Source organism: Novosphingobium sp. BF6 (assembly GCF_058273105.1).
This window is the reverse complement of the sequence record NZ_CM177776.1, coordinates 1,961,584-1,983,520: the sequence shown is the minus strand read 5'-3', so window position 1 is coordinate 1,983,520 and position 21,937 is coordinate 1,961,584. Positions and strand designations below refer to the sequence as shown.

Here is a 21,937-nt window from a genome sequence, read left to right as displayed (position 1 = left end):
CGTTATCGATCGATTGCCGCGTTACAAATAGTTGCTGCGCTTCTGCAACGGGAGCGACTTTCAGGGGCAGGCCAGCCCATCAACTGAGTCAACCAATGACCGCAGCGCGGCGGGCACACCAAAAATGCGGGGACACGGCTCGATGTCAGCGCGCTCGTTCCTGAAGGCGGGTGAGCAGCCTTCTGAGCGCCGGGAGCAGGGCGCCCCTGCTCGAATTCATCCTCGGTCAGGGGCCAACGCCGATCGTTGCGCGCATAATGACTGTTGGAATGCGAAACGTTTCTGCGATGTTGCATATGATATTCATTCGCATTAGCTGCCGCGTGAAGTCGGTGCCCGATTCTCCGAAAGCACCATCATGAGGGGGCCAGAGAATGTCCGTCAGAATGAATATCCGTGCACGCCATTCCGTTTCGTCGGTGTTGGCGTTCAGCTTGTTATCCGCCGCCGGTCTGATCGCCCCCGTCGCCCATGCGAAGGCCGCGTCGGAGGATCCCGATCCCGACGCCATCGTCGTGACGGGCGCAACGGAGGCGACCGGTCTCAGCCTTTCCTCCCGCGAAACGCCGCAGTCGGTCACCGTGCTCGACAGCACGCGGATCCAGGAGCAGGGGCTCTTTGACATTTCCCAGGTGATGGAACAGATCGTCGGCGTCCAGACCAACCGGACCAGCGCCCTGGGAACGGATGGCACGAACTACACTTCGCGCGGGTTTCAGATAAAGAACTATCTGGTGGACGGCATTGCCCGCCCGGCGAATATCTATGGCTTCACCGAGGATACCGCCGATCTCATCGCTTATGAGCGCGTGGAGGTGATCCGCGGCTCGGCAGGCATGATGACCGGCACCGGCCAGCCTTCCGCGGCGATCAATATGATCCGCAAGCGTCCGGGCGCCGAGACCCACGCCAGCCTTTCGGCCACGGCGGGATCCTGGGACATGTACCGCCTTGAAGGCGATCTGGGCGGCGCGCTGACGTCCGACGGGCGGATCCGCGCGCGGGTCGCCGGGGCCTGGCAGGAGAACGATACCTTCATCGACCGCGAGCACGTCAAGCGCCATGCCCTCTACGGCGTCGTCGAGGCGGACCTCACGTCCGATACCCTGCTGACGGCGGGCGTGGAATATCAGAACTTCAAGAACACCGGCGCTTCGCGCGGGGGCCTGCCGATCTACTTCACCGACGGTACGGAGACGAACTTCGCCCGCTCGACCAACGGCGGCGCAGACTGGTCGGACTTCCGCCGGAAGAGTACCAATGTGTTCGCCTCGCTCAAGCACGCCTTCAGCCCGAACTGGAATCTGGAGATTGATGCCGAGCACAAGTCCGGCTACTACGACGAAACCATCGGCTATTTCTTCGGGAATGCGATCGACAAGCAGACGGGCCTTGGCGGCACGCTCTATTCCACCCGCTGGGCATCCAACCTGAAGCTTGACGCGATCTATGCCAACTTGCGGGGCAGCTTCGAAGCGCTCGGACAGGAGCAGCATGTCGCGCTGACGCTCAGCCATACGCGGTTCGACGACAAGGGACCGCTCTATCCGGGCTGGTGGGATGGCCCGGACTACATGAAGTCGATCAACGCGCTCGAATTCTTCGAGACGGGTCAGACCCTCAAGCCCGATCTGGAGGCGACCGGGGGCGGCACCGGCAAGCGCATCGAGACCAGCTCCGCCGCCGGTGTCGCGCGGCTGAAGCCGATCGCGCCGCTGTCGGTGATCGTCGGCGGGCGGCTTACCTGGTGGAAGCAGGAGACCTATTCCAGGGATACCGCCGGGGTCGGAACCTATACACCCGAACTCAACGAGAAGGCAGTGGTGACGCCCTATGCCGGTCTGGTGTTCGACTTCAACAAGGTCATCTCGGCCTATGTCAGCTATGCCAGCGTCTTCGAGCCGCAGACCTATCGCGACCGGAACAACAAGATGCTGGCGCCGCTGGAAGGCAATACTTACGAAGCCGGTCTGAAGGCGGACTTCTTCGACGGCAAGCTGAGCGCCAGCGCGGCGGTTTTCCGCATGAAGCAGGACAACTATGCCGACGCCGACGAAGGCCCGATCACCCTGCCGAACGGCAGCACCGCCTATCATGCGGTGTCGGGCATGAAGTCGTCCGGCTTCGAGGTGGAGGTCAACGGCGAAGTCCTGCCCGGCTGGCGCGTGGCAGGCGGCTTCGCCAATGCCCGGGCGGAAGACCGCGACGGCCTGCGGCAGTTTCCGCAAGTGCCGAAGAACAGCTTCAAGATGTTCACGACCTATCGCCTTCCGGGCGATCTCGACGGGCTGACGCTGGGCGGAAACCTGCAATGGCAGGGCAAGACCCGCGCCGAATATGCCGGACCGAACGGCGTGTTCTACACCCAGGACAGTCTCGCCACGCTCGATCTGATGGCCAGCTATCGGTTCTCGGAGCGCCTGTCGCTGACCGCCCATCTGGATAATGTCTTCGACGCGACCTATTACTCCGGGCTGGCTACCGGCAGCGCCCGCTATGCGACGCCGCGCAATGTCTCGGTAACGCTGCGCGGCACCTTGTAGGGATCGCGACCGGGAGTCGCCCGCCGATGTGTGTGTGGCTCCCGGCCTACCTCGGAATAGTTAGGGTCGTGGGCTCGCCGCTGTCCCGCTGTCGGTCCCGATATGCTATGTCCTCCGGCCGGGGGTTTTCTGCGAAATCGACGCGGAGGATGCCATGACGGAACCCATCGACGAAGCGAGGCTTCATGCCTTCGTCGGCAAGATGCTGGGCGATCTCGGGGGAGCGCTGGCCGTTCCCACGGTTCGGATAGGATTGCGGCTCGGTCTGTTCGACGCCCTGTCGCAGGGGCCTGCCACGGCGCCGGAACTGGCCGCGCGTGCCGGTGGGCTGCACGAACGCTATGTCCGCGAATGGGCGATGGCGCAGGCGGCGAACGGCTATGCCGACTATGACGCGGCGGCGGGGGCTTTCAGCCTTTCGCCTGAGCAGGCGATGGTCTTCGTCGTGAAGGACAGCCCGGTCTATCTGGCCGGAGCCTTTGAACTGGCCGCCGCGATGATCGAGGCGGAAGCCAAAGTCGAGCATTGCTTCCGCACCGGCGAGGGGGTGCGCTGGGGCGACCATGCCGGTTGCCTGTTTTGCGCGACCGGCGCGTTCTTCCGCCCCGGCTACGCCAACAATATCGTCCAGAACTGGATACCCGCGCTGGAGGGCATGGAGGACAGGCTGCGCAGCGGGGCGAGGGTGGCGGACGTCGGTTGCGGGGTCGGCTTCTCGACCTTGCTGATGGCCGAGGCCTATCCGCAGAGCCGCTTCACCGGCTACGATTTCCACGAACCCTCGATCGCGGAGGCGCGCCGTCACGCCGCCGAGCACGGGCTTGGCGACCGCGTCGATTTCCAGGTGGCGACGGCCAAGGACATTGCCGAGCGCGGTTTCGATCTCGTCACCATGTACGATTGCCTGCACGACATGGGCGATCCGCGCGGCTGCGCAGCGCACATGCGCGAGATCCTGGGGGACGGCGGCAGCTGGATGATCGTCGAGCCGATCGCCGGGGATTCTCCGCAGGACAACCTCAACCCGGTCGGGCGGCTCTACTACAATGCCTCGACGATGATCTGCGTGCCGACTTCGCTGGACCAGGAAGTGGGCGAAGGGCTCGGTGCGCAGGCGGGGGAAGCGCGGCTTGCCGGGATCGTGCGGGAAGGCGGCTTCGCCCATGTCAGGCGCGCGACCGAGGGGCCGTTCAACATGGTGCTGGAGGCGCGCTGAAGTTCAGGCCAGCATGTCCTCCGCCGCGCCGAGGGCGTCGCTGAGCGTGCGCTCGACCATGCCGCCCTGCTGTTTTGCATCGAGGCCGGAGAGCGCCTTCATGCACCATTTCCGGCACTCGATCACATGCGACATCGCGAGGAAGACCGGCGCGCTGGCGGCTGCGAGGCGCACGCCGGTCGCGATCTCGCCGTCGGCGCCGAAGCACCAGTCGAGCGCGCTGCGGATATTGCCGAGTTGGGGGCGCAGGGTCTTGAGGTCCCGCAGGGCCTCGGCATCGCGCTCTGCCGCCGTTTCCAGTTCGCCGAGGAAGAATCCGGCGTGGCGCCGGGCCGCCGCGCGATAGTACGCCGGGCCGCGCGTGCGCAGCTTCTCGCGCGAATAGGAACGGGTCATTTCGAGCAGGCGATAGGCGCCGGTATCGAGCGCGCGATTGGTCGAGACCAGTGATTTCGTGACGAGTTCGTCGAGTGCGAGCGCAACGTCGTCGAACCCGATTTCGGCATCCGCGCCGACGTCCAGCGCCGCATCTATAGAGAACGGGCCGACGAAGATCGCCAGCCGTTCGAGCACGGCCTGCTCGGTTGGCGAGAGGAGGTCGTAGCTCCAGTCCAGCGTCGATTGCAGCGTCTGCTGGCGCGGGCTGGCGGTGCGCCTGCCGGGCCATGCGAGGCTGAAGCGTTCTCCGAGTTGCCGCGCGGTGGCGGCGATGCCGTGGGTGGCGATGCGCACCGCGGCCAGTTCGATGGGCAGGGCCATGCCGTCGAGACGGCGGCACATGTCGGCGATGAGCCGGGCGGCCTCCTCGTCGATCTCCAGCGCGCTGTCCGCCGCACCGGCCCGCTCGCAGAACAGGTCCACCGCCGGATAGGCGAGCAGTTCGGCGCGGCTCAGCGTCTCGGGATGCTCGGGATAGTCGAGGGCTTCCAGGCGATGGACGTTTTCGTCGCGGATGCGCAGCGGCTCGCGCGAGGTCACGAGGATATGGGCGTTCGGCGCCTGCTCGACGATCCGCTCGACGATTTCAGCGGTGGAATCGACCAGATGCTCGCAATTGTCGAGCACCAGCAGCACCTGCCGGTCGCCGATGTGGCGCAGGATGACCGAGAGCGGGTCCTCGGTGGGCACGGCAAGACCCATGGCGCCCGCGATCATCGAAGGCACGATCGCCGGATTCTCCAGCATGGCGAAGTCCACGAAGGCGACCCGGTTCTCGAAGTGAGGCGCAAGTTCGTGGCCGAGCGCGACAGCGAGCGCGGTCTTGCCGACGCCGCCCGGCCCGGCGATCGTGAACAGCGGCGACTGCGCCACCCGGTCGGCGAGCCGTTGCAGCTCCTTGTCGCGCCCGATCAGCCGGGCGAGCCGGGGCGGAAGGTTGGTGGGACTGGGCACCGTCGGGGCCGGGGGCGCATCAGGCACGATAGCCATCCCGGTCCGTTCGAACGGCGCGACGAAAGCATAGCCGACGCCGACTTGCGTGGCGATGTAGCGGGCGCCATCCTCGCCGTCGCCCAGCAGCTTGCGCAGTCCTGCCATGTGGAAGCGCAGGCTGCCGTCCTCCACGACGACATCGGGCCAGACCCGCTTGAGCAGGTCGCGCTTGGACAGGACCTGCCCCGGCCGGTCGGTCAGGGCGACGAGCAGATCGAACGAGCGCCCGCCGATGTCGACCGGCTGGCCGTGCTTCAGGAGCAGCCTTTCGGCGGGGGCGAGGCTGAACGGCCCGAAGGAAATGCGGTCGCCCGGTCCCCGATTGTCGCTGGTCGTATCCGCCAAGAGTTCGTCGTCCCGTTGATCGATGTCGTTGCAATCGCTCATACACGGTCAGCCGAAGGTGAACACATAGGCGCGCACGCCGGGGCGGGAAAACTCGATGGTGACGGTGCGGTCCCCGATCGGGCCGGACTGGCGGATGAGCTGGTAGAGCCGGTCTTCCCCGACTTCGCCCCAGCCCTGCGCGTCGATGTCGCTGCCGTGGTTCGCACCGGGCGCATCGCCGTCGAGCAGGACGCGGAAACGCACGGGCTTGCCGTCCGGCGCGCCGCCCAGCACGAGATGGGCATCGCGGGCATGGAAGCGGAAACGGATCGACCCGCCCGGCGTGTCGAGAGTGGTGAACTCGCGACCTGCCGTCCAGTCGCCCGACAGGTCCCAGCGATTGAGCGGCAACCGGTCTGCCGGGCTATAGATGCCGGGCGCATCCCTGACGAGACCGCCGGGGGACGAGAAGCCCTGCGCCTTGGCATAGCCGAGATAGGCCTCGGGCGAGCGCAGGTCGGCCCAGTCCGCTTCGGCCTCGATGCCCTGTCCCGTGATCGGCGTGACGGGGATATCGGCAGGATCGTGTCCGGCTTCGGCGAGAAGCTTGCGGATCAGTTGCTCGCTCTGGGCATAGTCGCCTTCGCCGATCCGGTAGCCGCGCACCCGGCCCTTGGCATCGATGAAATAGAACCCCGGCCAGCCCTCGTTCGCGAAGTCCTGCCAGACGGCATAGTCGTTGTCCTGAAGGTTGGGATAGCGCACGCCGAGGCGCCTTGAGGCGAGGCGGATATTGGCCGCCTCATGCTCGAACTGGAACTCGGGGGCATGGACGCCGACGACGACCAGACCCTTGTCGGCGTAACGCTCGCTCCAGGCTCGCAGGTAGGGCAGTGCCCGGATCGAGTTGATGCACGAATAGGTCCAGAAATTGACGATCACCACTTTGCCGCGCAGCGACTGCGGGCCGCCGGGGACGGGGGTGATCCAGGGCGTGGCATTTTCCAGCATGTCGATGGGCCTCGTTATGGCGCCGAAAGGGGGAGAGGGCAGGGCGACGACGTCCCGCAGGTCGAAGATCTCGGACCCGGCGGGGGCCAGTCCCAGCGCTTCGGCGCAGCAGAAGGCGGTCGTTGCCATGGCGACGAGGATCGACGTGGCGATGACGCCGGTGGAGCGGAGTTTGGGCATGTCTTCGAACCTTCCGATGCGGATGAGCGGACTCGTCTTCATCTAGGCCTGCCGCGCGGAGGATCACGTTAGGGCTCGCTGTGCGGCGTTAGCTCCCGTGAGCACCGTCTAACGCCGCATAACCCCACCTAACGAGCGTCGCCGAAAGGCCTCCGCTATCTCCCTGGCAACCCGATGAGGACATCCGGTCGAGGAGTAATAGCGTGATCCCAACCCTTTCCAGTTCCCGCAGGCAGTTCTTTGCCGGTGCCGCCGCGAGCGCGGCAGTCGCCGGTGCGCTTGGCGCGATGCCCGGCATTGCGAATGCCCTGACCGGTTCCACCGCCATCCGTCCGTTCAAGGTCGCGATCCCCGCTGCGGACATCGCCGCGATGAAGCGCCGTGTCGCTGAAACCCGCTGGGCCGACGCCCAGCCCGCACCGGACGACAGCCAGGGCGTGCGCCGCGAGACACTGGAAATGCTGACGCGTTATTGGGTGAAGGACTACGACTGGCGCAAGGTCGAGGCCCGGCTCAACGCGCTGCCGATGTTCATGACCGAGATCGACGGTCTCGACATCCACTTCATCCATGTCCGCTCGCGCCATGAGAACGCCCTGCCGATGATCCTGACCCACGGCTGGCCCGGCTCGATCCTGGAGTTCCTCAAGGCGATCGATCCGCTGACCAATCCGACCGCTTACGGCGGCAAGGCGGAAGATGCGTTCCACCTTGTCATCCCCTCGATTCCGGGCTTCGGCTTCTCGGCCAAGCCGACGAGCGTGGGCTGGGGGTCCGACCGCATCGGCCGGGCCTGGTCGGCATTGATGCTGCGGCTCGGTTACGACCGCTACGTCTCGCAGGGCGGCGACTGCGGGTCGGTGATCTCGCAGCGCATGGCGCTTCAGAAAGTGCCGGGCCTGATCGGCATCCACCTCAACATGCCCGCGACGGTTCCGGCCGATGTCGTCAAGATCCTCGCGGCCGGAGACCCGGCGCCTGCCGGCCTCTCGCCCAGGGAGCGCGCGGCTTTCGACCAACTCGAAGCCTTCTACCGCGACAATTCCGCCTATGCCGCGATGATGAACACCCGGCCGCAGACGATCGGCTATTCGCTGGTGGACTCGCCCGTCGGCATGGCCGCCTGGATGTACGAGAAGATCGCGCAGTGGGTTCAGGCCGACGGCCATCCCGAGCGCGTGCTCGGCGTGGATGCGATCCTCGACGACATCTCGCTCTACTGGCTGACCGGCACCGGGGCTTCGTCCGCCCGGATCTACTGGGAAGACCATACGAACAACTTCAACGCGCGCGGCGTGATCGATCTGCCGGTCGCCGTGAGCGTGTTCCCCGGCGAGATCTACCGCGCGCCGAAGTCTTGGGCGGAGCGTTGCTACACCGACCTCATCTACTTCAACGAAGCCGGTACCGGCGGCCATTTCGCTGCCTGGGAACAGCCCCGCATCTTCGCCGAGGAGGTCCGTGCGGGCTTCCGTTCGCTGCGCTGACCCTCATTCATAAACGGAGAGATATCATGTCCGACATCAAGACCCTCTATACCGCCAATGTCCATGTCACCGGAGGCCGCGAAGGCCAGGCCCGCAGTTCGGACGGACGCCTCGACGTGAAGCTCTCGCCGCCGGGTACGCCGGGCGAGGGGACCAATCCGGAACAGCTCTTCGCCGCCGGCTGGTCCGCCTGTTTCGAGGGCGCCATGGCCATTGCCGCGAGGGCGAAGGGGATCACCCTTCCGGCGGACCTCGCCATCGATGCCGAAGTGAGCCTGCGTCACGGTCCGGACGGCTATTCGCTCTCCGCGGAACTCCATGTGAGCCTGCCGGACGTGCCGGAGGACGTTGCCCGCAGTCTCATCGAGACCGCCCATCGCACCTGCCCTTATTCGAAGGCCGTCAGGAACAACATCGAAGTGCTGGTGGCGCTGGCCTGAGCCGCGTTCCTTTTTCGGAGACACATCATGAAAACATTGCTTGCAAGCATGCTTGCTCTTTCCGCAGGGCTTCTCGCACCGGCCGCACAGGCTCAATCTGAAGCGTCCGGAAAACCCACCGTCGTCCTCGTCCATGGCGCCTTTGCGGATTCGTCCAGCTGGAACGGCGTCATCACCGTCCTCGAACGCGACGGCTACAAGGTCGTGGCAGCGGCCAATCCCCTGCGCGGCGTCCGTTCGGATGCCGACGAAGTGGCCGACATCGTGAAAAGCATCGACGGGCCGGTGGTGCTCGTCGGCCATTCCTACGGCGGATCGGTCATCAGCGAAGCCGCCGAAGGGCAGGGCAATGTGAAAGCGCTCGTCTACGTTTCGGCGTTCGCACCGGAAGCCGGGGAGACGGCGCTGGGCCTCACCGGCAAGTTCTCTGGCAGCACGCTCGGCCCGACGCTGGCGCCGCCGGTCCATCTGAGCGGCGGCGGCGACGACCTCTATATCCAGCAGAGCCGGTTTCCCGCCCAGTTCGCCGCCGACGTGCCGCTGGCCGCCGCCCGGCTGATGGCGGCCGGACAGCGGCCGATCGCCCAGGCGGCGCTTTCGGAACCCTCGACCGCGCCTGCCTGGAAGCAGGTTCCCGCATGGTTCGTCTATGGCGACAAGGATCGCAACATCCCGCCTGCGGCCATGGACTTCATGGCCGAGAGGGCGCATTCCCGCGAGACCGTGGTGGTCAAAGGCGCCTCGCACGTCGTGATGGTGTCCAACGCGCCGGTGGTCGCCGCGCTGATCGAGCGAGCGGCCAAGGCAGGCTAAGGCACTGTCAGGCCGCGATCGCCTCGCGCAGAGCGGGCATCGTCGCTTCCAGCAACCGCAGGCTCTTCCAGCCCTCCTCGGGAGAAAGACCCCCGAGCAAGGGCTGGAAGCCGATATTGCCGCCTTCCGTCTCGCGCACCCGGTCGAGCAGCATCCGCGGTGTCCAGGCGGCGAACATCCCGGCATGGCGCAGGGTGGCCGGATCGGTGAGACCCTTGAACGGCGAGTTCGAACCGTCGCCTTCCGCTTCGGCCCATTTGGCATATTCGGTGATGACGTGGACGGCATGGGGGGCGATGGCCTCCCATCCCTGATCGGGATCCTCGCACAAGTGGACGGCCTGCGGCATGCCGGGACGCGGGCGGAAATACTTGCGCGGCGCGTGGCCCAGACGTTCGCATTCGGAAAGATAGATATCGACGAGTTCGCCCTTCATCGGCCCGAACCCGACGCCGAATTTCGCCGCGCGCTTCGCCGAAGCCGGAACGCCGCCGCCGACGAGAACGATGTCTTCCGGTTCCTGCACCGGCAGCGGGCGCACGAACAGCGGCCGTCCGTCGTGCTCGAAGCGCTCTCCCTTCAGCGTGCGCAGGATGATCTCCAGCCCTTCGTCCATCAGCCGCGCCCGGTCCTTGAGCGACTTGCCGAACATCGCGAACTCGTGCGGCACGTAACCGGCCCCGAAGATCACCCCGAGCCGTCCGTTCGACAGGTTGTCGACCACCGCGATCTGTTCGGCGAGTTCGAGCGGATCGTGCAGCGGCAAAATCACCGCGCCGAGCAGGAAGCGGATGCGGCTTGTGACGGCCGCCATGCCTCCGGCCAGCACGAAAGGTTGCGGCAGATAGCCGTCTTCGGAGCCGTGATGCTGCATCAGCCCGATCTGGTCCGTGCCGATCCGGTCCGCGAAGGCCGCCATCTCGATCGCCGCACGGTAGAGCTGCGGCGTCGGCGCCGCCCATTCGGGAGAGCGCATGTCGAACGAGACGGAAATCGTGAAGTCCTTCATCGGCATCTCCCCGTGCGGACGGCTTGGCGCGGCGGGGGCTATGCTCCCGCCGTCAACCGGCCTCCATCGATCGCGTTCAGTAGAAGCGGAAGCGGACCGGCAACAAGCCGTCACCGCAGTTTGCCGCCCCGGCGATGCCGATCCGGATAGCCGTCAGCTATCGGGGGCGGACATCGAATAGGGCCTCGCCGCCCGCGGGGTTCCCCACGCCTTGTCGGGCACGGCCTGCATGGTGAAGCGCAAGGTTCCGCCGCCGCGCACTTCGGCATCGGAAATCCATGTGCGGTCCAGCGCCCTGCCGTTCAGTTCCACTTTGCCGACATAGCGGTTCGCCTCCGACAGGCCTTCGGTTTCGACGGTGAACGTCTTGCCGCCGGGCAGCGTGATTGCCGCGTGGCGCACGAAAGGACGGCCGATCACGTACTGGTTGGAGCCGGGCGTCACCGGGTAGAAGCCGAGCGCGGTGAAGACCAGCCAGGCCGACATCTGGCCAAGGTCGTCGTTGCCCGAAAGCCCGTCCGGCGTCGGTTTGTACTGGCTCTCGACGATCTGCTTCAGCCGTTCCTGCGTCCGCCAGGGCGCTCCGGCATAGGCATAAAGATAGGCGACGTGGTGGCTTGGCTCGTTGCCGTGGATGTACTGGCCGATCAGGCCGGAAATGTCCTCGGCATGGCTGTAGTCCAGCTTCGAGTTGTCGAAATCGAACATCGCATCGAGCCGGCGGACGACCTTTGCGTCGCCGCCGAGCATGTGGAACAGACCTGCCTGGTCCTGCGGCACGAACCAGCTGTATTGCCAGGCATTGCCCTCGGTATAGTCCGATCCGTAGTTGATTGCGGTGGGATCGAACGGCGTCCGGAACGTGCTGTCGCTCTTGCGCGCGCGCAGCCAGCCTGTCTTCGCATCGAAGGAATTGCGCCAGTTTCCCGCGCGCCGCTCGAACCGGGCGGCGATGTCCTTGCGGCCCATGGTCTCGGCCATGCGCGCGATGGTCCAGTCGTCATAGGCATATTCGACCGTCTTGGAGGCCGCTTCCGGTTCCTTGTCGATCGGCACGTAGCCGCGTGTCATGTATTCGCCGAGGCCGCCGTAGGGCGCATAGTCGGCGCTGGCGACCATCGCATCCAGCGCCTCGGCCGGATCGAAGCCGCCAAGGCCCTTGAGATAGGCGTCGGCCATCACCGGCACGGCGTGATAGCCGATCATCGTCCAGGTCTCGCGCCCGGCGAACTGCCAGACCGGCAGGATGCCCCAGGGGCTGTGCTCGCGGCTGGCGATCAGCGAATTGACGATGTCCGAGGTGGTCCGTTCGGGCTGGACCAGCGTGAGCAGGGGATGCTCGGCGCGGAAGGTGTCCCAGAGCGAGAAGGTGGAGCGGAAGGTGAAATCTCTGGCGAGATGAACCTGATCGTCGGGGCCGCGATAGCGCCCGTCGGCATCGCTCCATACGCTCGGGGCGAGCAGGCTGTGGTAGAGCGCGGTATAGAGATTGGTGCGCATCGGTGCGGGCGCGTCCATCTTCACGCGACCCAGCGCTTCCCGCCACTGTCCCTCCGTGCGGCGGCGCACGGTGTCGAAGTCCGCGCCTTCGGCATCGAGGTTGGCGATGGCTCCTTGCTCGTCCACGCCCGAAAGCGCGACCCGCACTTCCAGCGGCCGATCCAGCACGCCGAAGTCGAGCCGCGCTTCCAACGCCTTGCCCAGTTTCTCGGCCATGCCATCGGCGCCGCGGCCCGGCAGGGCCTGCGGGGCGCGGAAGCCCTTGTAGGCGACATGTTCGTCGCGGTCGAAAAAGGCATGGTCCTTCAGTGGCGCGGAGAAACGCATGGCGAAGAACAGTTTGCGCCCCGGCGCCCAGCCGCGCGTCTCGCGAAAGCCGGTGAGGGTGCCGTCCTCGTGCAGGTGCAGGCCGGACCACAGGATCTTGCCGGGATAATCGTAGAGACTGCTGCGCAGATCCAGCACAAGGTGCACTTCGCTGCCTTCGGGGAAGGCGTAGCGATGGATGCCGACGCGGGTTCCGGCAGTCAGTTCGGCGCGCACACCGCTATCGGCCAGGGTCACGGCGTAGTAACCTGCGCTCGCCATCTCGGTCTCGTGCGAGAAACGCTGGCGATAGCCGGAACCGGGCTGCTCGGCGCTGCCGGGGTCGAGCTTCACCGCGCCTGCCGGGCCGATGGCGGGCATCACCAGGATATCGCCGAGATCGGAATGTCCGGCGCCCGAGAAATGGGTATGGCTGAAGCCCTGGATCGTGCTGTCGTGGTAGCTGTACCCGGCGGCGTGGGCATAACAGTCGCGAATCTGGCAGGTGGCATCCGTGTCGGGCGAGAGCTGGACCATGCCGAAGGGAGCGCTGGCGCCGGGGAACGTATGGCCTTCCGGTCCGGTGCCGATCATCGGGTCGACCCAACGCAGCGGATCGTCGGCTGGAAGCGGGGCCGAAGGCGCAGCGTCGAGAGGTTGGATCAGCAGGGAGGCGAGCAGCGCCGTCGTCGCGAGCAGTCTCATCGCGTCAGGATGGCCGCTAATCTTCCCTCTGTCCAATGGCTTGCCGGAGATCGTGCGGTTCGGAACAGGGACGCTGGTTCCGACCATATGGATGATGCGGTGCAAAATGGACGGCACTTGGCGCGGCGCCTGACCTTGTTGTAATTCAGCAACAACTCCGGGCTATCTGATTTTTGCAATGCAACATGGAGAACATTGCGTTTGCTACAACTGTCCAAAGCCCCTAAGCGCCCGCGCCATCAGGTCCAGGGTAATCAGGGTTTCATAAAAACATGCACCAGAGCCGATTCCGCCGCAGCGCCGCCGTTTCGCTTCTTGCGATCGCCTTCGCCACTCCGCTCGCCGCTGAGGCCCAGAGCGCGGCCGCTTCGGCCGGTGACAGCGCCAGCAGCACCGACATTGTCGTCACCGCGACTCGCCGTGAGGAACGCGCGGTCGACGTGCCGATCGCGGTTTCGGCGCTGAGCGGAGAGAAGCTCGCCGCGATCAATTCCAGTGGTCAGGACATCCGCTTCCTCTCGGGCCGCGTGCCCAGCCTGCTGGCGGAATCGTCGTTCGGCCGCACCTTCCCGCGCTTCTACATTCGCGGTCTGGGCAATACCGACTTCTCGTCGGACGCCGCGCAGCCGGTTTCGGTGGTCTATGACAACATCGCGCTGGAAAGCCCGTTCTTGAAGGCGTTTCCGGCCTTCGATCTTGAGAACATCGAAGTGCTCAAGGGCCCGCAGGGCACGCTGTTCGGTCGCAACACGCCCGCAGGCGTCATCAAGCTGACCTCGGCCCGCCCGACCGACCACTATACCGGCCACGCCAGCGCCTCGTGGGGCACCTACAACACGGTGAACAGCGAAGTCGCGCTGAGCGGACCGATCACCGAAACCCTGCGCTTCCGCGTTGCCGGCAACCTCCAGCACCGCGACGACTGGGTGAAGAACGACTACGCCGCGACGCTCAACGAGCACAGCTTCGACGGCTACGACGATCTCGCCGGCCGCGCCCTGCTCGAATACGATAACGGCCCGCTCAACATTCTCGCCAATGTCCACGTCCGCCACTTGCGCGGTTCGGCCCGCGTGTTCCGCGGCAACTCGATCAAGCCGGGCACCAACGATTTCGTGGACGGCTTCGATGTCGAGCACACCGCGCAGAACGGCTCGAACCCGCAGCGCCTCGACGGCTGGGGCGCCAATATCCAGGCCAGCTACGACTTCGACGGCCTCGGCACCCTGTTCTCGGTGACCGGCTGGGAGAAGGTCAACGTCTTCTCGCGCGGCGACACCGACGGCAGCTATCCCGCCGCCGTGCCGTTCTCGGTCGAGACCGGCAGCAAGGCCCGCCCGCGCGAATTCACGCAGGAACTGCGCTTCGCTTCGGAGAAGTTCGGCGATGTCAGCTTCCAGGCCGGCGCCTACTACTTCAACCAGAACCTCAACACCGCGGCGGTGAGCTGGGGGACCGACAATACCCGGACCAACGGCAATACCGCCCATCTCGACAACGAGACTTACGCGGTGTTCGGCTCGGTCGAATATACCCCGATCGAACAGCTGATCCTGCGCGGCGGCCTGCGCTGGTCGCATGACCGCAAGTACAGCGTCCTCAACGATGTCAACGGCGTTCAGCTGTCGGACGGTCGCGCCAAGGGTTCGAAGGTTTCGTGGGACGCCAGCGCGACCTACAAGCTGGACGACGATCACTCGCTCTATGCCCGCGCGGCATCGGGCTATCTCGGCGCCTCGCTGAAGAACGACGTCGTCGCCGGTGTCGCCACAGTCGCCAAGCCGCAGACGACCACGTCGTTCGAAGCCGGTTTCAAGGGCGAAGAGCGCGGCCTGGTCAGCTATTCGGCCGACGTGTTCTATATGAACACCCGCAATATCCAGCTGACCGCCGTCGGCGGTGCCTCGAACACCACCACGCTGATCAATGCCCGCAAGGCGATCGGCTGGGGTGTGGAGAGCGAAGTCACGCTGACCCCGGTCGACGGCCTCGTGCTGACGGCGGGCGGCAGCTACAACTTCACCAAGCTCAAGGATCGCAACCTGGCGGTCGCGCCCTGCTCGGGCGGCTGCACCGTGCTCGATCCGATCGTGGCCGGGACTTCGTTCGTCTCGATCGACGGCAACCGCCTGCCGCAGGCGCCGCGCTGGATCGCCAACTGGACGGCGGGCTACACCTACCCCGTGTCCGAGAACCAGGAAGTCTTCGCCTATACCGACTGGGCCTATCGCAGCTCGGTGAACCTGTTCCTCTACGATTCGATCGAGTTCACCGGCAAGCCGTCGCTCGAAGGCGGCCTGCGTGCCGGTTGGCGCGACAACAAGGTGGGTGTGGAAGTGGCGGCCTTCGCTCGCAACATCACCAACCAGATCCGCATCGTCGGCGCGATCGACTTCAACAACCTGACCAGCATGGTCAACGAGCCGCGCATCATCGGCGGCGAAGTGAAGTTCCACTTCTGATCGAATGGTCTCGCCGGTCCGGTTTTTTGAACCGGGTCGGCGAGGCTGGCGATTGTCCGCGGGTTTACCGCGTGACCGCCTCGGCGTGAACGACGTAGCGCCACGGCCCGCGCCGGATAGCGTCGAACGGGAAGCAGGTCACCAGATCGAGCCGCTCCCCCACGGGCGCATCGGCCACCGCATAGCCATCCCACCTTACCACTTCCATGCCGGTCACCCGGTAGCGCCGTTCCACGCCTTCGCGGGTCTGGACGAACAGCAGGTCGCCCTCCTTCAAATCGCGCAGGAAGCGGAAATGCGTGTCGCGGTGGGCCGCGATCACGGCGGTTCCGGACTGGCCGAGCCGCGCCCCGCCGGGCAGGAGCGTCGGGCCGAATGCCAGCGCCTGACCCGATCCGCTGTCCAGTACGATACTCGAAGCCCCGAGGCCCGGCACCACCAGTCGCGCCATCGGCGTCATGTCGGCCCAGGGCCAGGGCTTGCGGGGGGCATGGTCGATACGGCTGCGGTCGAAGGCCCGGTCGAGCAGGACTTGCGCCACCGCCGCCTTCGCCGGGATATAGAGCCCGCGTCCGATCTCCGCCGCGCCGGACAAACACAGGGCCAGCGCCAGCAGGGCGAGGAGGCCGCGCTTATGCGCGACCTCCCGGATGCGGAGCGGCATCCGCAGGGTCGCCGCGTTCATGCCGCCCTCCGGCGCAGGACCAGCGCGAGGCCGGTCATGCCCGCTAGCAGCAGGGCGAGGCCCTTTCCGACGACCCCGAGAAAGCCGGTGGCGGTCTGCGGCAGTTCCAGCGCCTGGGCCTGCATCGCGGCAAGGTCGCCGGAGCCGTCCTTCGGTGCTTGCTGGACGGCATCCTGCCCGAACAGCGTGTCGAAATCCCAACCGGCGGGCAGGTTGATCGGCAGTTCCTCGCGCGTCAGCCGTGCGCCGGCGGGACGGGAGGGGGTCTCGTCCACCGCGACGAGGCTGGTGCGGCTGGTGACGATGCCGCTCTCCATGCCGATCCGCTCGACTTCGGCATCGGCGCGGTCGTCCTCCAGCTTGCCGAGCGCGCGGTCGGCTTCGACATCGGTGATCTTGCGATGCGCCCAGAGCTTCTCGATGGCCGGGCTGGGCAGGGCAGAGGCCAGATCGACCCGGCGCTCCCACGGCTTGTTGCCGATCCTGCCGCTGACGGTCAGCGTGCCCGCCAGCTTGTCGCTACGGCCGACCAGCACCAGCGGGCGTCCTGCGTAGACATCGGGCAGGCGCGAGGGCGTCAGGTCGAGCGAGCCGCCTTCGACCCGCACCGAGAGATCGCGCACCGCCGGATGGCTGAGCACGTCGAGCAGCGGCATCATCTTGGCCGCGACTTCGCCCGGCGCGCCGACATGGGTGTAGACCCCGCCGCCGATCGTCGACATCCGCTCCATCAGGAAATCGTTCGGCGCGGAGCCGATGCCGACCATGAAGACGTGGCTGCGCCCGCCGTCGGTGCCGATCGCGGCCATCATCTCGCGCTCGTTGGAGATCTCGCCGTCGGTCAGGAACACGATCTGGCGCAGGATGTCGGGATTATCGCCGCCGCCGGTTCCGGCATCTTCCAGCGCCGACTTGAGCGCGGGCAGCATCTCGGTGCCGCCCCGGGCCTCCAGCGATTCCGCGAAGCGGGTGGCCAGCGCCACCTGGTCCGGCGTGGCGGCGACGCTGTGTTCGAACAGGCGGGTCATCGTGTCGTCGAAGCGGATCACGTTGAAGTGGTCCTGCGGGCGCAGGGTGCCGAGCGCGTGGATCAGGCTGGCCTTGGCCTCGTCCATCGAATCCCCGCCCATCGAGCCGCTGTTGTCGATCACGAAGACCATTTCGCGCGGAGGGCGGGGCAGGCCGTCGAGATTGGCAGGCGGGGTGATCGAGGCCATCACGTAGTCGCCCTTGGCGGTCTTCTGCGCGAAGAGGCCGAGCGTGGGATCGGCCGAAGCGGAACGCCATTCCAGCACGAAGTCACGGTTGGCGGGGACGGTTGTATCCGCCAGGCTGACGGTGCGGTCGTCGGTCGCGCCGGTCACGTTGATCTTGTGGTAGCGGCTGACGAGGTTGGCAACGTTAAAGCCCGGCGCGAGGTGGACCGCGATCGACGTGGGGTTGAGGCCGCTTCCGAGCCTCGGATCGAGCACCGGCGCGGCGGTGACGGCATCGGCGTCTTCCACGGCGGCGGCGGAAGTAAGGGTTTGGGGCGGCGTGTAGCGCGGGCCGACGACCAGCGGCAGGCGCAGCGAGAAGGTGCCGTTCGCCTGGGAAACCGGCGCCTGATATTCGATCGAGATCAGCACGGTCTCGCCGGGGCCGACATTGGCGACCGACGTGCTGAACATGTTGGGCCGCTGCTGTTCGACGAGGCCCGCCTTGCGGCCGCTGGCCTTGGCCGCCTCGTAAGTCTGGCGGGCCTTCTCGCGTGGTTCGATATGGCCGACGATGACGCGCTGGCCGACGACCATCTTCAGCGAGTCCACCGCACCGTCTTGCGGCAGCGGGTAGAGATAGCTCGCCTCCATCCACTTGTCGGACGTGTTGCGGAAGGCCTGCGTGACCCGCACCCGCGCGACCTGCCCGGTCACGGTGACGTCCATGTCCGTGCCGAGGCGCACGGCGGGGAGGCTCTTGGCGATACCCTGTCCGCGCAGCATCAGCGTGCCTGCCGCCGGACCGTCATCCGAGGCGGCATCCTCGGAAGCGGCTTCGTCGGCGACCGCGGTGGTGGCGTGAACGGCGATGGCGACAGGGGCGCCCAGCGCCAGAACGATCGCGGGGATCAGGGCGCCGCGCAGCAGGGGCGGACGGAAAGCGGGGGAAAGCGGCATGGCGAGGCTCCAGTTCAATCGGGAGCCTTTCCTCTATGCGCAGGCCGTACCGTACAGCCACGAGCAGTCCTGGCCGGTTTTCGCCATGCTTGTGCGCAAATGCGCGGGCCTACGAAGCTATTGACGAAATGTGCGCATTTGTGCGGAAAGAGGCGGTGATGACATTGCCCCAAACCGACCCGACCGATTCCGAAGCGCTTTCGCCCGAAGGCGCCGAAACCGCGCGCCTCGTGCGCGAGGAGATCGCCCGCCGCCGCATCTCGCGTCAGGCGCTGGCGGACATGGCGCGGATCAGCCTTTCGACGCTGGAAAAGGCGCTGGCGGGCAAGCGCTCCTTCACGCTGGCGACCTTGCTGCGCATCGAGGAGGCATTGGGCGTCAATCTGCGCACGAACGGCGGCGCGCCCGCTGCCACCGCGACGGCAAGCGATGTCGCACCGGAAACGATGGGCGCCTATGCCCGTTCGGCGGTGACGTGGATGGAAGGGCGCTACCTGACCTTGCGCCCCAGCTTCGGCACGCCGGGCAGCCTCTTCGCCTATCTCACCACGATCCGCTGGGTCTCGGAGAAGGCCTGCCTCGGCTTCGCGGAATCCGGCCGCTCGGATTCCCGCTTCGAGCAGGCCGGGCACGTCTCCATGCCCAACCTGTCAGGCCACATCTATCTGGTGACGAACGAGCAGGGCCAGTACCGCCTCGCCATCCTGTCGCGGCCGACCATCGACGGGCAGCTCTTCGGTATCCTGACCACGCTGGAAGTCGGCAGCGGATCGCAGCTCGTGCCCGCCGCGGCTCCCGTGGCCCTGCGCAAGCTGGCGGAAGCGGAGGAAGCGCCGCTGGGTCTGGTCACGGCGGACATGCCGCATTTCGAGACGTACCGCGAGATGCTCGCCCGCTCGACCGGGAGCGACTTCGCCCGACTGCACCTTCCCTGCTGAAAGTGGCTCAGCGCCAGAAGCGCTTGGCATCCACGAAGTTCTCATAGGCTTCGGCGGCCTGCTCCAGCAGCTTCGCCTTGTGCGCCTTTCCGAACAGGTCCGACGCTTCCGGCATGTCGAGCAGGTCGAGTGAGGCCAGCAACCTGGGCGCTCCGGCGAGATCGTTGAGGGTGCCGAGCCGGTCCTGTAGTTCTTCCAGCGCCGCGACGAAGCGTTTGCGCCGCCGCTTTTCGCGCTTCTCGGGAAAGAGCGCGGCGAAGAAATCCACCGCATAGCGCAGCTTCTTCGCGGTTTTGCGGACCTCGTGCCGGGCGTGATCGTCGAGCTTTTCGAGCTTGCGGCCGCTCTTCTTCGCCTTGCGGCGGAAGCGATCGAGCACTTCTGCTGCGAACTCGCGGGCGGGCATCTCGCGGATGTTGCGGTTGTCCGCGTCCGAGCGCCAGTCTCCGGTCGAGGTCCATTCCGCGATGCTGAGCAGGAGCACGCGGGTACGGGGCGAGTCCAGTGCCTCGATGGCGGTTGCATAGGCGCGGTCCTGCGCGGCGAAGAGGCGGTCGCGCAGCATACCCGGCGCGGCCCGCCCGATCAGCACGTCGAGTTCGCGGGCCTGCCCGAGCCGTCCGGCGAGCCAGCGCAGTTCCCTGTTGAGCGCGTGGCGCGTGCCTTCGTCCAGCATGGGCTTGAACAAGGTCATGGCGGAGCGCAGGCGCCGGATGGCAACGCGGACCTGATGCAGCGCCGCGCCGTCGCGATGGTCGAGGACGAGCGGCTCGTTGCGCCGGAAATGGTGGAGACAGTCCGCCACTACCGCCTGAAAGGCTTCGGCTGCGGTCATCTTGCTGTCGAGCGCGATGCGGTGGGCCTTGGAAGCTGACGCAACCGGCGCGAGCAGGCGGTAGCCGCGCTCCGCCTTGCTGGCGATGCCGAGACGTACCGGCACGATATCGGCGATGCGGTGGGCAAGGGCGAAGAGGGCGGCGGCGTCTCCGTGCTTCAGTTCCAGTTCGATCTCGCAGAACGCGATCTCGCGTTCCGACGCAGCGATCCTGCTGCGGTCGAGGGTGATCTCGATCCCCTCGTGGAGCCAGACAAGACGCTCGTTCTCGACCGTGAAGACAGGCGCGATGTCGTCCGGTGTCTCGCCCAGCAGGGCCGGGATCGGTGTCGTATGGTCGATCACCGGGGTGTCGTCCGCAACCGTTCGCTCCCATTCCGGGCGGATGAAGAGACCTGCGGCCTTGCCGTCCGCCTTGACGGTCTGCACGCGCCGGATGGCGTCTCCTTCGCCTGCCTTGCGGATGCGCAGCGAGAGACCGGCCTCCGACAGGGCGCGGCCCGGCGTATCGAAGTAGATGGAATGCTGGCGGATCACGCGTGGTTCGCCCGGGAACAGTCCGGCAGCTTCAAGCCGGTCGGCATCCTCGTGCGCGAGGTCCAGCTTCAGTTCGGCTTCCTGATCGGCACTTGCCGTCATCTCGATATCTACTCCGATGCAAGATTGCGAACACGCCGCGCTGCGATTTGTTCGCGAAGGATAATTCTTCTGCAGCCGTTGTGCACGAGAGGAATGACCGGGGCGCTACAAAGGGCGGCGAAAGTTTGACGCTTTACAGCACCGTTAATTACGGATAAAAAATATCCGCATAAAGAGTCGGTAATGAGGACGAAGCGAAATGACCCAGCGTATCGATTATGCGAAGCAGTCCCCCGAACTGGTCCGCAAGATGAACGAGCTTTCCATGGCCGTGAAGAACAGCACGATCGAGCAGAGCACGCTCACGCTGGTTGATATCCGATCCTCGCAGATCAACGGCTGCGCCTTCTGTCTCGACATGCACGTCAAGGAGGCGAAGATTCACGGCGAGCGCGAACTGCGCGTCCACCACGTCGCCATCTGGCGGGAATCGGGGCTGTTCAGCCCGCGCGAGCGGGCGGCGCTGGCCTGGACCGAGGCCCTGACGACGCTGGCACCCGGCGGGGTGCCCGACGAAATCTACGCCCGCGTCCGCGAGGAGTTCTCGGAAAAGGAACTGGTCGACCTGACTTTCGCGGTGATGACGATCAATGCGTGGAACCGTCTGTCCATCTCGTTTCAGGCAGTCCCGGGTTCTGCGGACAAGCTCTACGGTCTTGAAAAGGCCGGGCTCGCCTGAACCCGCGGCAATGACGAAAAGGGTGGCTCCATAGGGAGCCGCCCTTTCAGCCTGCGCGCTCCAGAAGCCAGTCGAAACTGCGCTTCAACATGTCCGGCGCGAGATCTTCCGCAAGCATCTCCTGAAGATCGGCGAGCGTGACTTCCGCCAGCGACCGGCGCCACGCTTCGTCTGCTCGCCACATGATCCTGGCGACCGCGCAGGGCCTGTCGTCACAGGCGTCGGACGGGCGGCAGGGGTTGTTGGCGCGGATTTCGCTACACTGGAACGTGGACTTGCGTCCCTCCACGGCCTCGACGATGTCCAGGAACGTGATCTGCCCGGCCTCGCGCGCCAGCCGGTAGCCGCCGCTCGGTCCCAGCGTCGTGAGCACCAGCCCCGCTTTGGAGAGGCCCTGAAGCGCCTTGCCCAGATATTCCTTTGGCACACCGTGGAACTCGGACAGGCTGCGCGTTGAAAGATAGCGCCCTTCCGGCAAGGAACTCATTAACGAGCAGCAGTGCAGCGCCCATTCGACTTGGTTCCTGAACTTCATGCGTGGGGCGCGCCAATCATGGACATTCCATATCCTAGAT

The 21,937-nt window shown here is 66.0% G+C and carries 16 protein-coding genes; 8 read left to right on the top strand and 8 right to left on the bottom strand.

Going from position 1 to position 21,937, the window contains the following annotated elements:
* The first annotated feature begins 374 nt into the window (after positions 1-374).
* Positions 375-2,543, top strand: a complete 2,169-nt coding sequence (locus tag AC4D6D_RS23615) for a TonB-dependent siderophore receptor (RefSeq protein WP_491327935.1) — start codon at positions 375-377, stop codon at positions 2,541-2,543.
* 154 nt (positions 2,544-2,697) lie between these two features.
* Complete coding sequence (locus tag AC4D6D_RS23610) at positions 2,698-3,759, top strand: class I SAM-dependent methyltransferase (RefSeq protein WP_491327934.1); 1,062 nt, start codon at positions 2,698-2,700, stop codon at positions 3,757-3,759.
* 3 nt (positions 3,760-3,762) lie between these two features.
* On the opposite strand, the gene AC4D6D_RS23605 is transcribed toward AC4D6D_RS23610, so the two are convergent.
* Positions 3,763-5,577 (bottom strand): ATP-binding protein, encoded by a 1,815-nt coding sequence (locus tag AC4D6D_RS23605; protein WP_491327933.1) that lies wholly within the window; start codon positions 5,575-5,577, stop codon positions 3,763-3,765.
* A 6-nt stretch (positions 5,578-5,583) separates the two neighbouring features.
* Complete coding sequence (locus AC4D6D_RS23600; RefSeq protein WP_491327932.1) at positions 5,584-6,708, bottom strand: redoxin domain-containing protein; 1,125 nt, start codon at positions 6,706-6,708, stop codon at positions 5,584-5,586.
* A gap of 203 nt (positions 6,709-6,911) precedes the next feature.
* Here AC4D6D_RS23600 and AC4D6D_RS23595 point away from each other — a divergent pair, with 203 nt between their 5' ends.
* From AC4D6D_RS23595 to AC4D6D_RS23585, 3 genes are read left to right on the top strand one after another with little or no spacing between them, the layout of a single operon-like run.
* A complete protein-coding gene (locus tag AC4D6D_RS23595) occupies positions 6,912-8,195 on the top strand; it encodes an epoxide hydrolase family protein (protein WP_491327931.1) in 1,284 nt (427 codons plus the stop codon).
* A gap of 26 nt (positions 8,196-8,221) precedes the next feature.
* Positions 8,222-8,635, top strand: a complete 414-nt coding sequence (locus AC4D6D_RS23590) for an organic hydroperoxide resistance protein (RefSeq protein WP_491327930.1) — start codon at positions 8,222-8,224, stop codon at positions 8,633-8,635.
* Positions 8,636-8,683: 48 nt separating this feature from the next.
* Positions 8,684-9,448 carry an alpha/beta fold hydrolase gene (locus AC4D6D_RS23585; RefSeq protein WP_491327929.1) on the top strand — a complete coding sequence of 255 codons (765 nt, stop codon included), beginning with the start codon at positions 8,684-8,686 and terminating at the stop codon, positions 9,446-9,448.
* 7 nt (positions 9,449-9,455) lie between these two features.
* Here the strand turns inward: AC4D6D_RS23585 and AC4D6D_RS23580 are convergent, their stop codons facing one another.
* Positions 9,456-10,457, bottom strand: coding sequence for an LLM class flavin-dependent oxidoreductase (locus tag AC4D6D_RS23580; protein WP_491327928.1), 1,002 nt, complete (start codon positions 10,455-10,457; stop codon positions 9,456-9,458).
* 153 nt (positions 10,458-10,610) lie between these two features.
* Complete coding sequence (locus AC4D6D_RS23575; RefSeq protein WP_491327927.1) at positions 10,611-12,968, bottom strand: GH92 family glycosyl hydrolase; 2,358 nt, start codon at positions 12,966-12,968, stop codon at positions 10,611-10,613.
* Between the two features lie 272 nt (positions 12,969-13,240).
* Between AC4D6D_RS23575 and AC4D6D_RS23570 the strand changes: the two genes are divergently transcribed.
* Complete coding sequence (locus AC4D6D_RS23570) at positions 13,241-15,430, top strand: TonB-dependent receptor (RefSeq protein ID WP_491327926.1); 2,190 nt, start codon at positions 13,241-13,243, stop codon at positions 15,428-15,430.
* Positions 15,431-15,494: 64 nt separating this feature from the next.
* Here AC4D6D_RS23570 and AC4D6D_RS23565 read toward each other — a convergent pair whose 3' ends face one another.
* Both AC4D6D_RS23565 and AC4D6D_RS23560 read right to left on the bottom strand, forming a co-directional pair.
* Positions 15,495-16,115 (bottom strand): class GN sortase, encoded by a 621-nt coding sequence (locus tag AC4D6D_RS23565; RefSeq protein ID WP_491327925.1) that lies wholly within the window; start codon positions 16,113-16,115, stop codon positions 15,495-15,497.
* A complete protein-coding gene (locus AC4D6D_RS23560) occupies positions 16,112-18,271 on the bottom strand; it encodes a marine proteobacterial sortase target protein (protein ID WP_491327924.1) in 2,160 nt (719 codons plus the stop codon). The genes AC4D6D_RS23565 and AC4D6D_RS23560 overlap by 4 nt, the downstream gene beginning before the upstream one ends.
* Before the next feature lie 158 nt (positions 18,272-18,429).
* Here AC4D6D_RS23560 and AC4D6D_RS23555 point away from each other — a divergent pair, with 158 nt between their 5' ends.
* Complete coding sequence (locus AC4D6D_RS23555; RefSeq protein ID WP_491327923.1) at positions 18,430-19,209, top strand: helix-turn-helix domain-containing protein; 780 nt, start codon at positions 18,430-18,432, stop codon at positions 19,207-19,209.
* 7 nt (positions 19,210-19,216) lie between these two features.
* Here the strand turns inward: AC4D6D_RS23555 and AC4D6D_RS23550 are convergent, their stop codons facing one another.
* Positions 19,217-20,683, bottom strand: a complete 1,467-nt coding sequence (locus tag AC4D6D_RS23550) for a CYTH and CHAD domain-containing protein (RefSeq protein WP_491327922.1) — start codon at positions 20,681-20,683, stop codon at positions 19,217-19,219.
* 199 nt (positions 20,684-20,882) lie between these two features.
* On the opposite strand from AC4D6D_RS23550, the gene AC4D6D_RS23545 reads away from it, so the two are divergent.
* Positions 20,883-21,362: a carboxymuconolactone decarboxylase family protein gene (locus tag AC4D6D_RS23545; protein ID WP_491327921.1), complete on the top strand. Its 480-nt coding sequence runs from the start codon at positions 20,883-20,885 to the stop codon at positions 21,360-21,362.
* Between the two features lie 46 nt (positions 21,363-21,408).
* On the opposite strand, the gene AC4D6D_RS23540 is transcribed toward AC4D6D_RS23545, so the two are convergent.
* On the bottom strand, positions 21,409-21,897 hold the full coding sequence (locus AC4D6D_RS23540; RefSeq protein WP_491327920.1) for an RrF2 family transcriptional regulator: 489 nt from the start codon (positions 21,895-21,897) through the stop codon (positions 21,409-21,411).
* Between the last annotated feature and the right edge of the window lie 40 nt (positions 21,898-21,937).

Bases quoted from the DNA above. Each gene is read 5' to 3' on its own strand.
- AC4D6D_RS23615 (WP_491327935.1), top strand. From the start codon at position 375: ATGTCCGTCAGAATGAATATCCGTGCACGCCATTCCGTTTCGTCGGTG.
- AC4D6D_RS23610 (WP_491327934.1), top strand. From the start codon at position 2,698: ATGACGGAACCCATCGACGAAGCGAGGCTTCATGCCTTCGTCGGCAAG.
- AC4D6D_RS23605 (WP_491327933.1), bottom strand. From the start codon at position 5,577: ATGAGCGATTGCAACGACATCGATCAACGGGACGACGAACTCTTGGCG.
- AC4D6D_RS23600 (WP_491327932.1), bottom strand. From the start codon at position 6,708: ATGCCCAAACTCCGCTCCACCGGCGTCATCGCCACGTCGATCCTCGTC.
- AC4D6D_RS23590 (WP_491327930.1), top strand. From the start codon at position 8,222: ATGTCCGACATCAAGACCCTCTATACCGCCAATGTCCATGTCACCGGA.
- AC4D6D_RS23585 (WP_491327929.1), top strand. From the start codon at position 8,684: ATGCTTGCTCTTTCCGCAGGGCTTCTCGCACCGGCCGCACAGGCTCAA.
- AC4D6D_RS23580 (WP_491327928.1), bottom strand. From the start codon at position 10,457: ATGAAGGACTTCACGATTTCCGTCTCGTTCGACATGCGCTCTCCCGAA.
- AC4D6D_RS23575 (WP_491327927.1), bottom strand. From the start codon at position 12,968: ATGAGACTGCTCGCGACGACGGCGCTGCTCGCCTCCCTGCTGATCCAA.
- AC4D6D_RS23570 (WP_491327926.1), top strand. From the start codon at position 13,241: ATGCACCAGAGCCGATTCCGCCGCAGCGCCGCCGTTTCGCTTCTTGCG.
- AC4D6D_RS23565 (WP_491327925.1), bottom strand. From the start codon at position 16,115: ATGAACGCGGCGACCCTGCGGATGCCGCTCCGCATCCGGGAGGTCGCG.
- AC4D6D_RS23560 (WP_491327924.1), bottom strand. From the start codon at position 18,271: ATGCCGCTTTCCCCCGCTTTCCGTCCGCCCCTGCTGCGCGGCGCCCTG.
- AC4D6D_RS23555 (WP_491327923.1), top strand. From the start codon at position 18,430: ATGACATTGCCCCAAACCGACCCGACCGATTCCGAAGCGCTTTCGCCC.
- AC4D6D_RS23550 (WP_491327922.1), bottom strand. From the start codon at position 20,683: ATGACGGCAAGTGCCGATCAGGAAGCCGAACTGAAGCTGGACCTCGCG.
- AC4D6D_RS23545 (WP_491327921.1), top strand. From the start codon at position 20,883: ATGACCCAGCGTATCGATTATGCGAAGCAGTCCCCCGAACTGGTCCGC.
- AC4D6D_RS23540 (WP_491327920.1), bottom strand. From the start codon at position 21,897: ATGAAGTTCAGGAACCAAGTCGAATGGGCGCTGCACTGCTGCTCGTTA.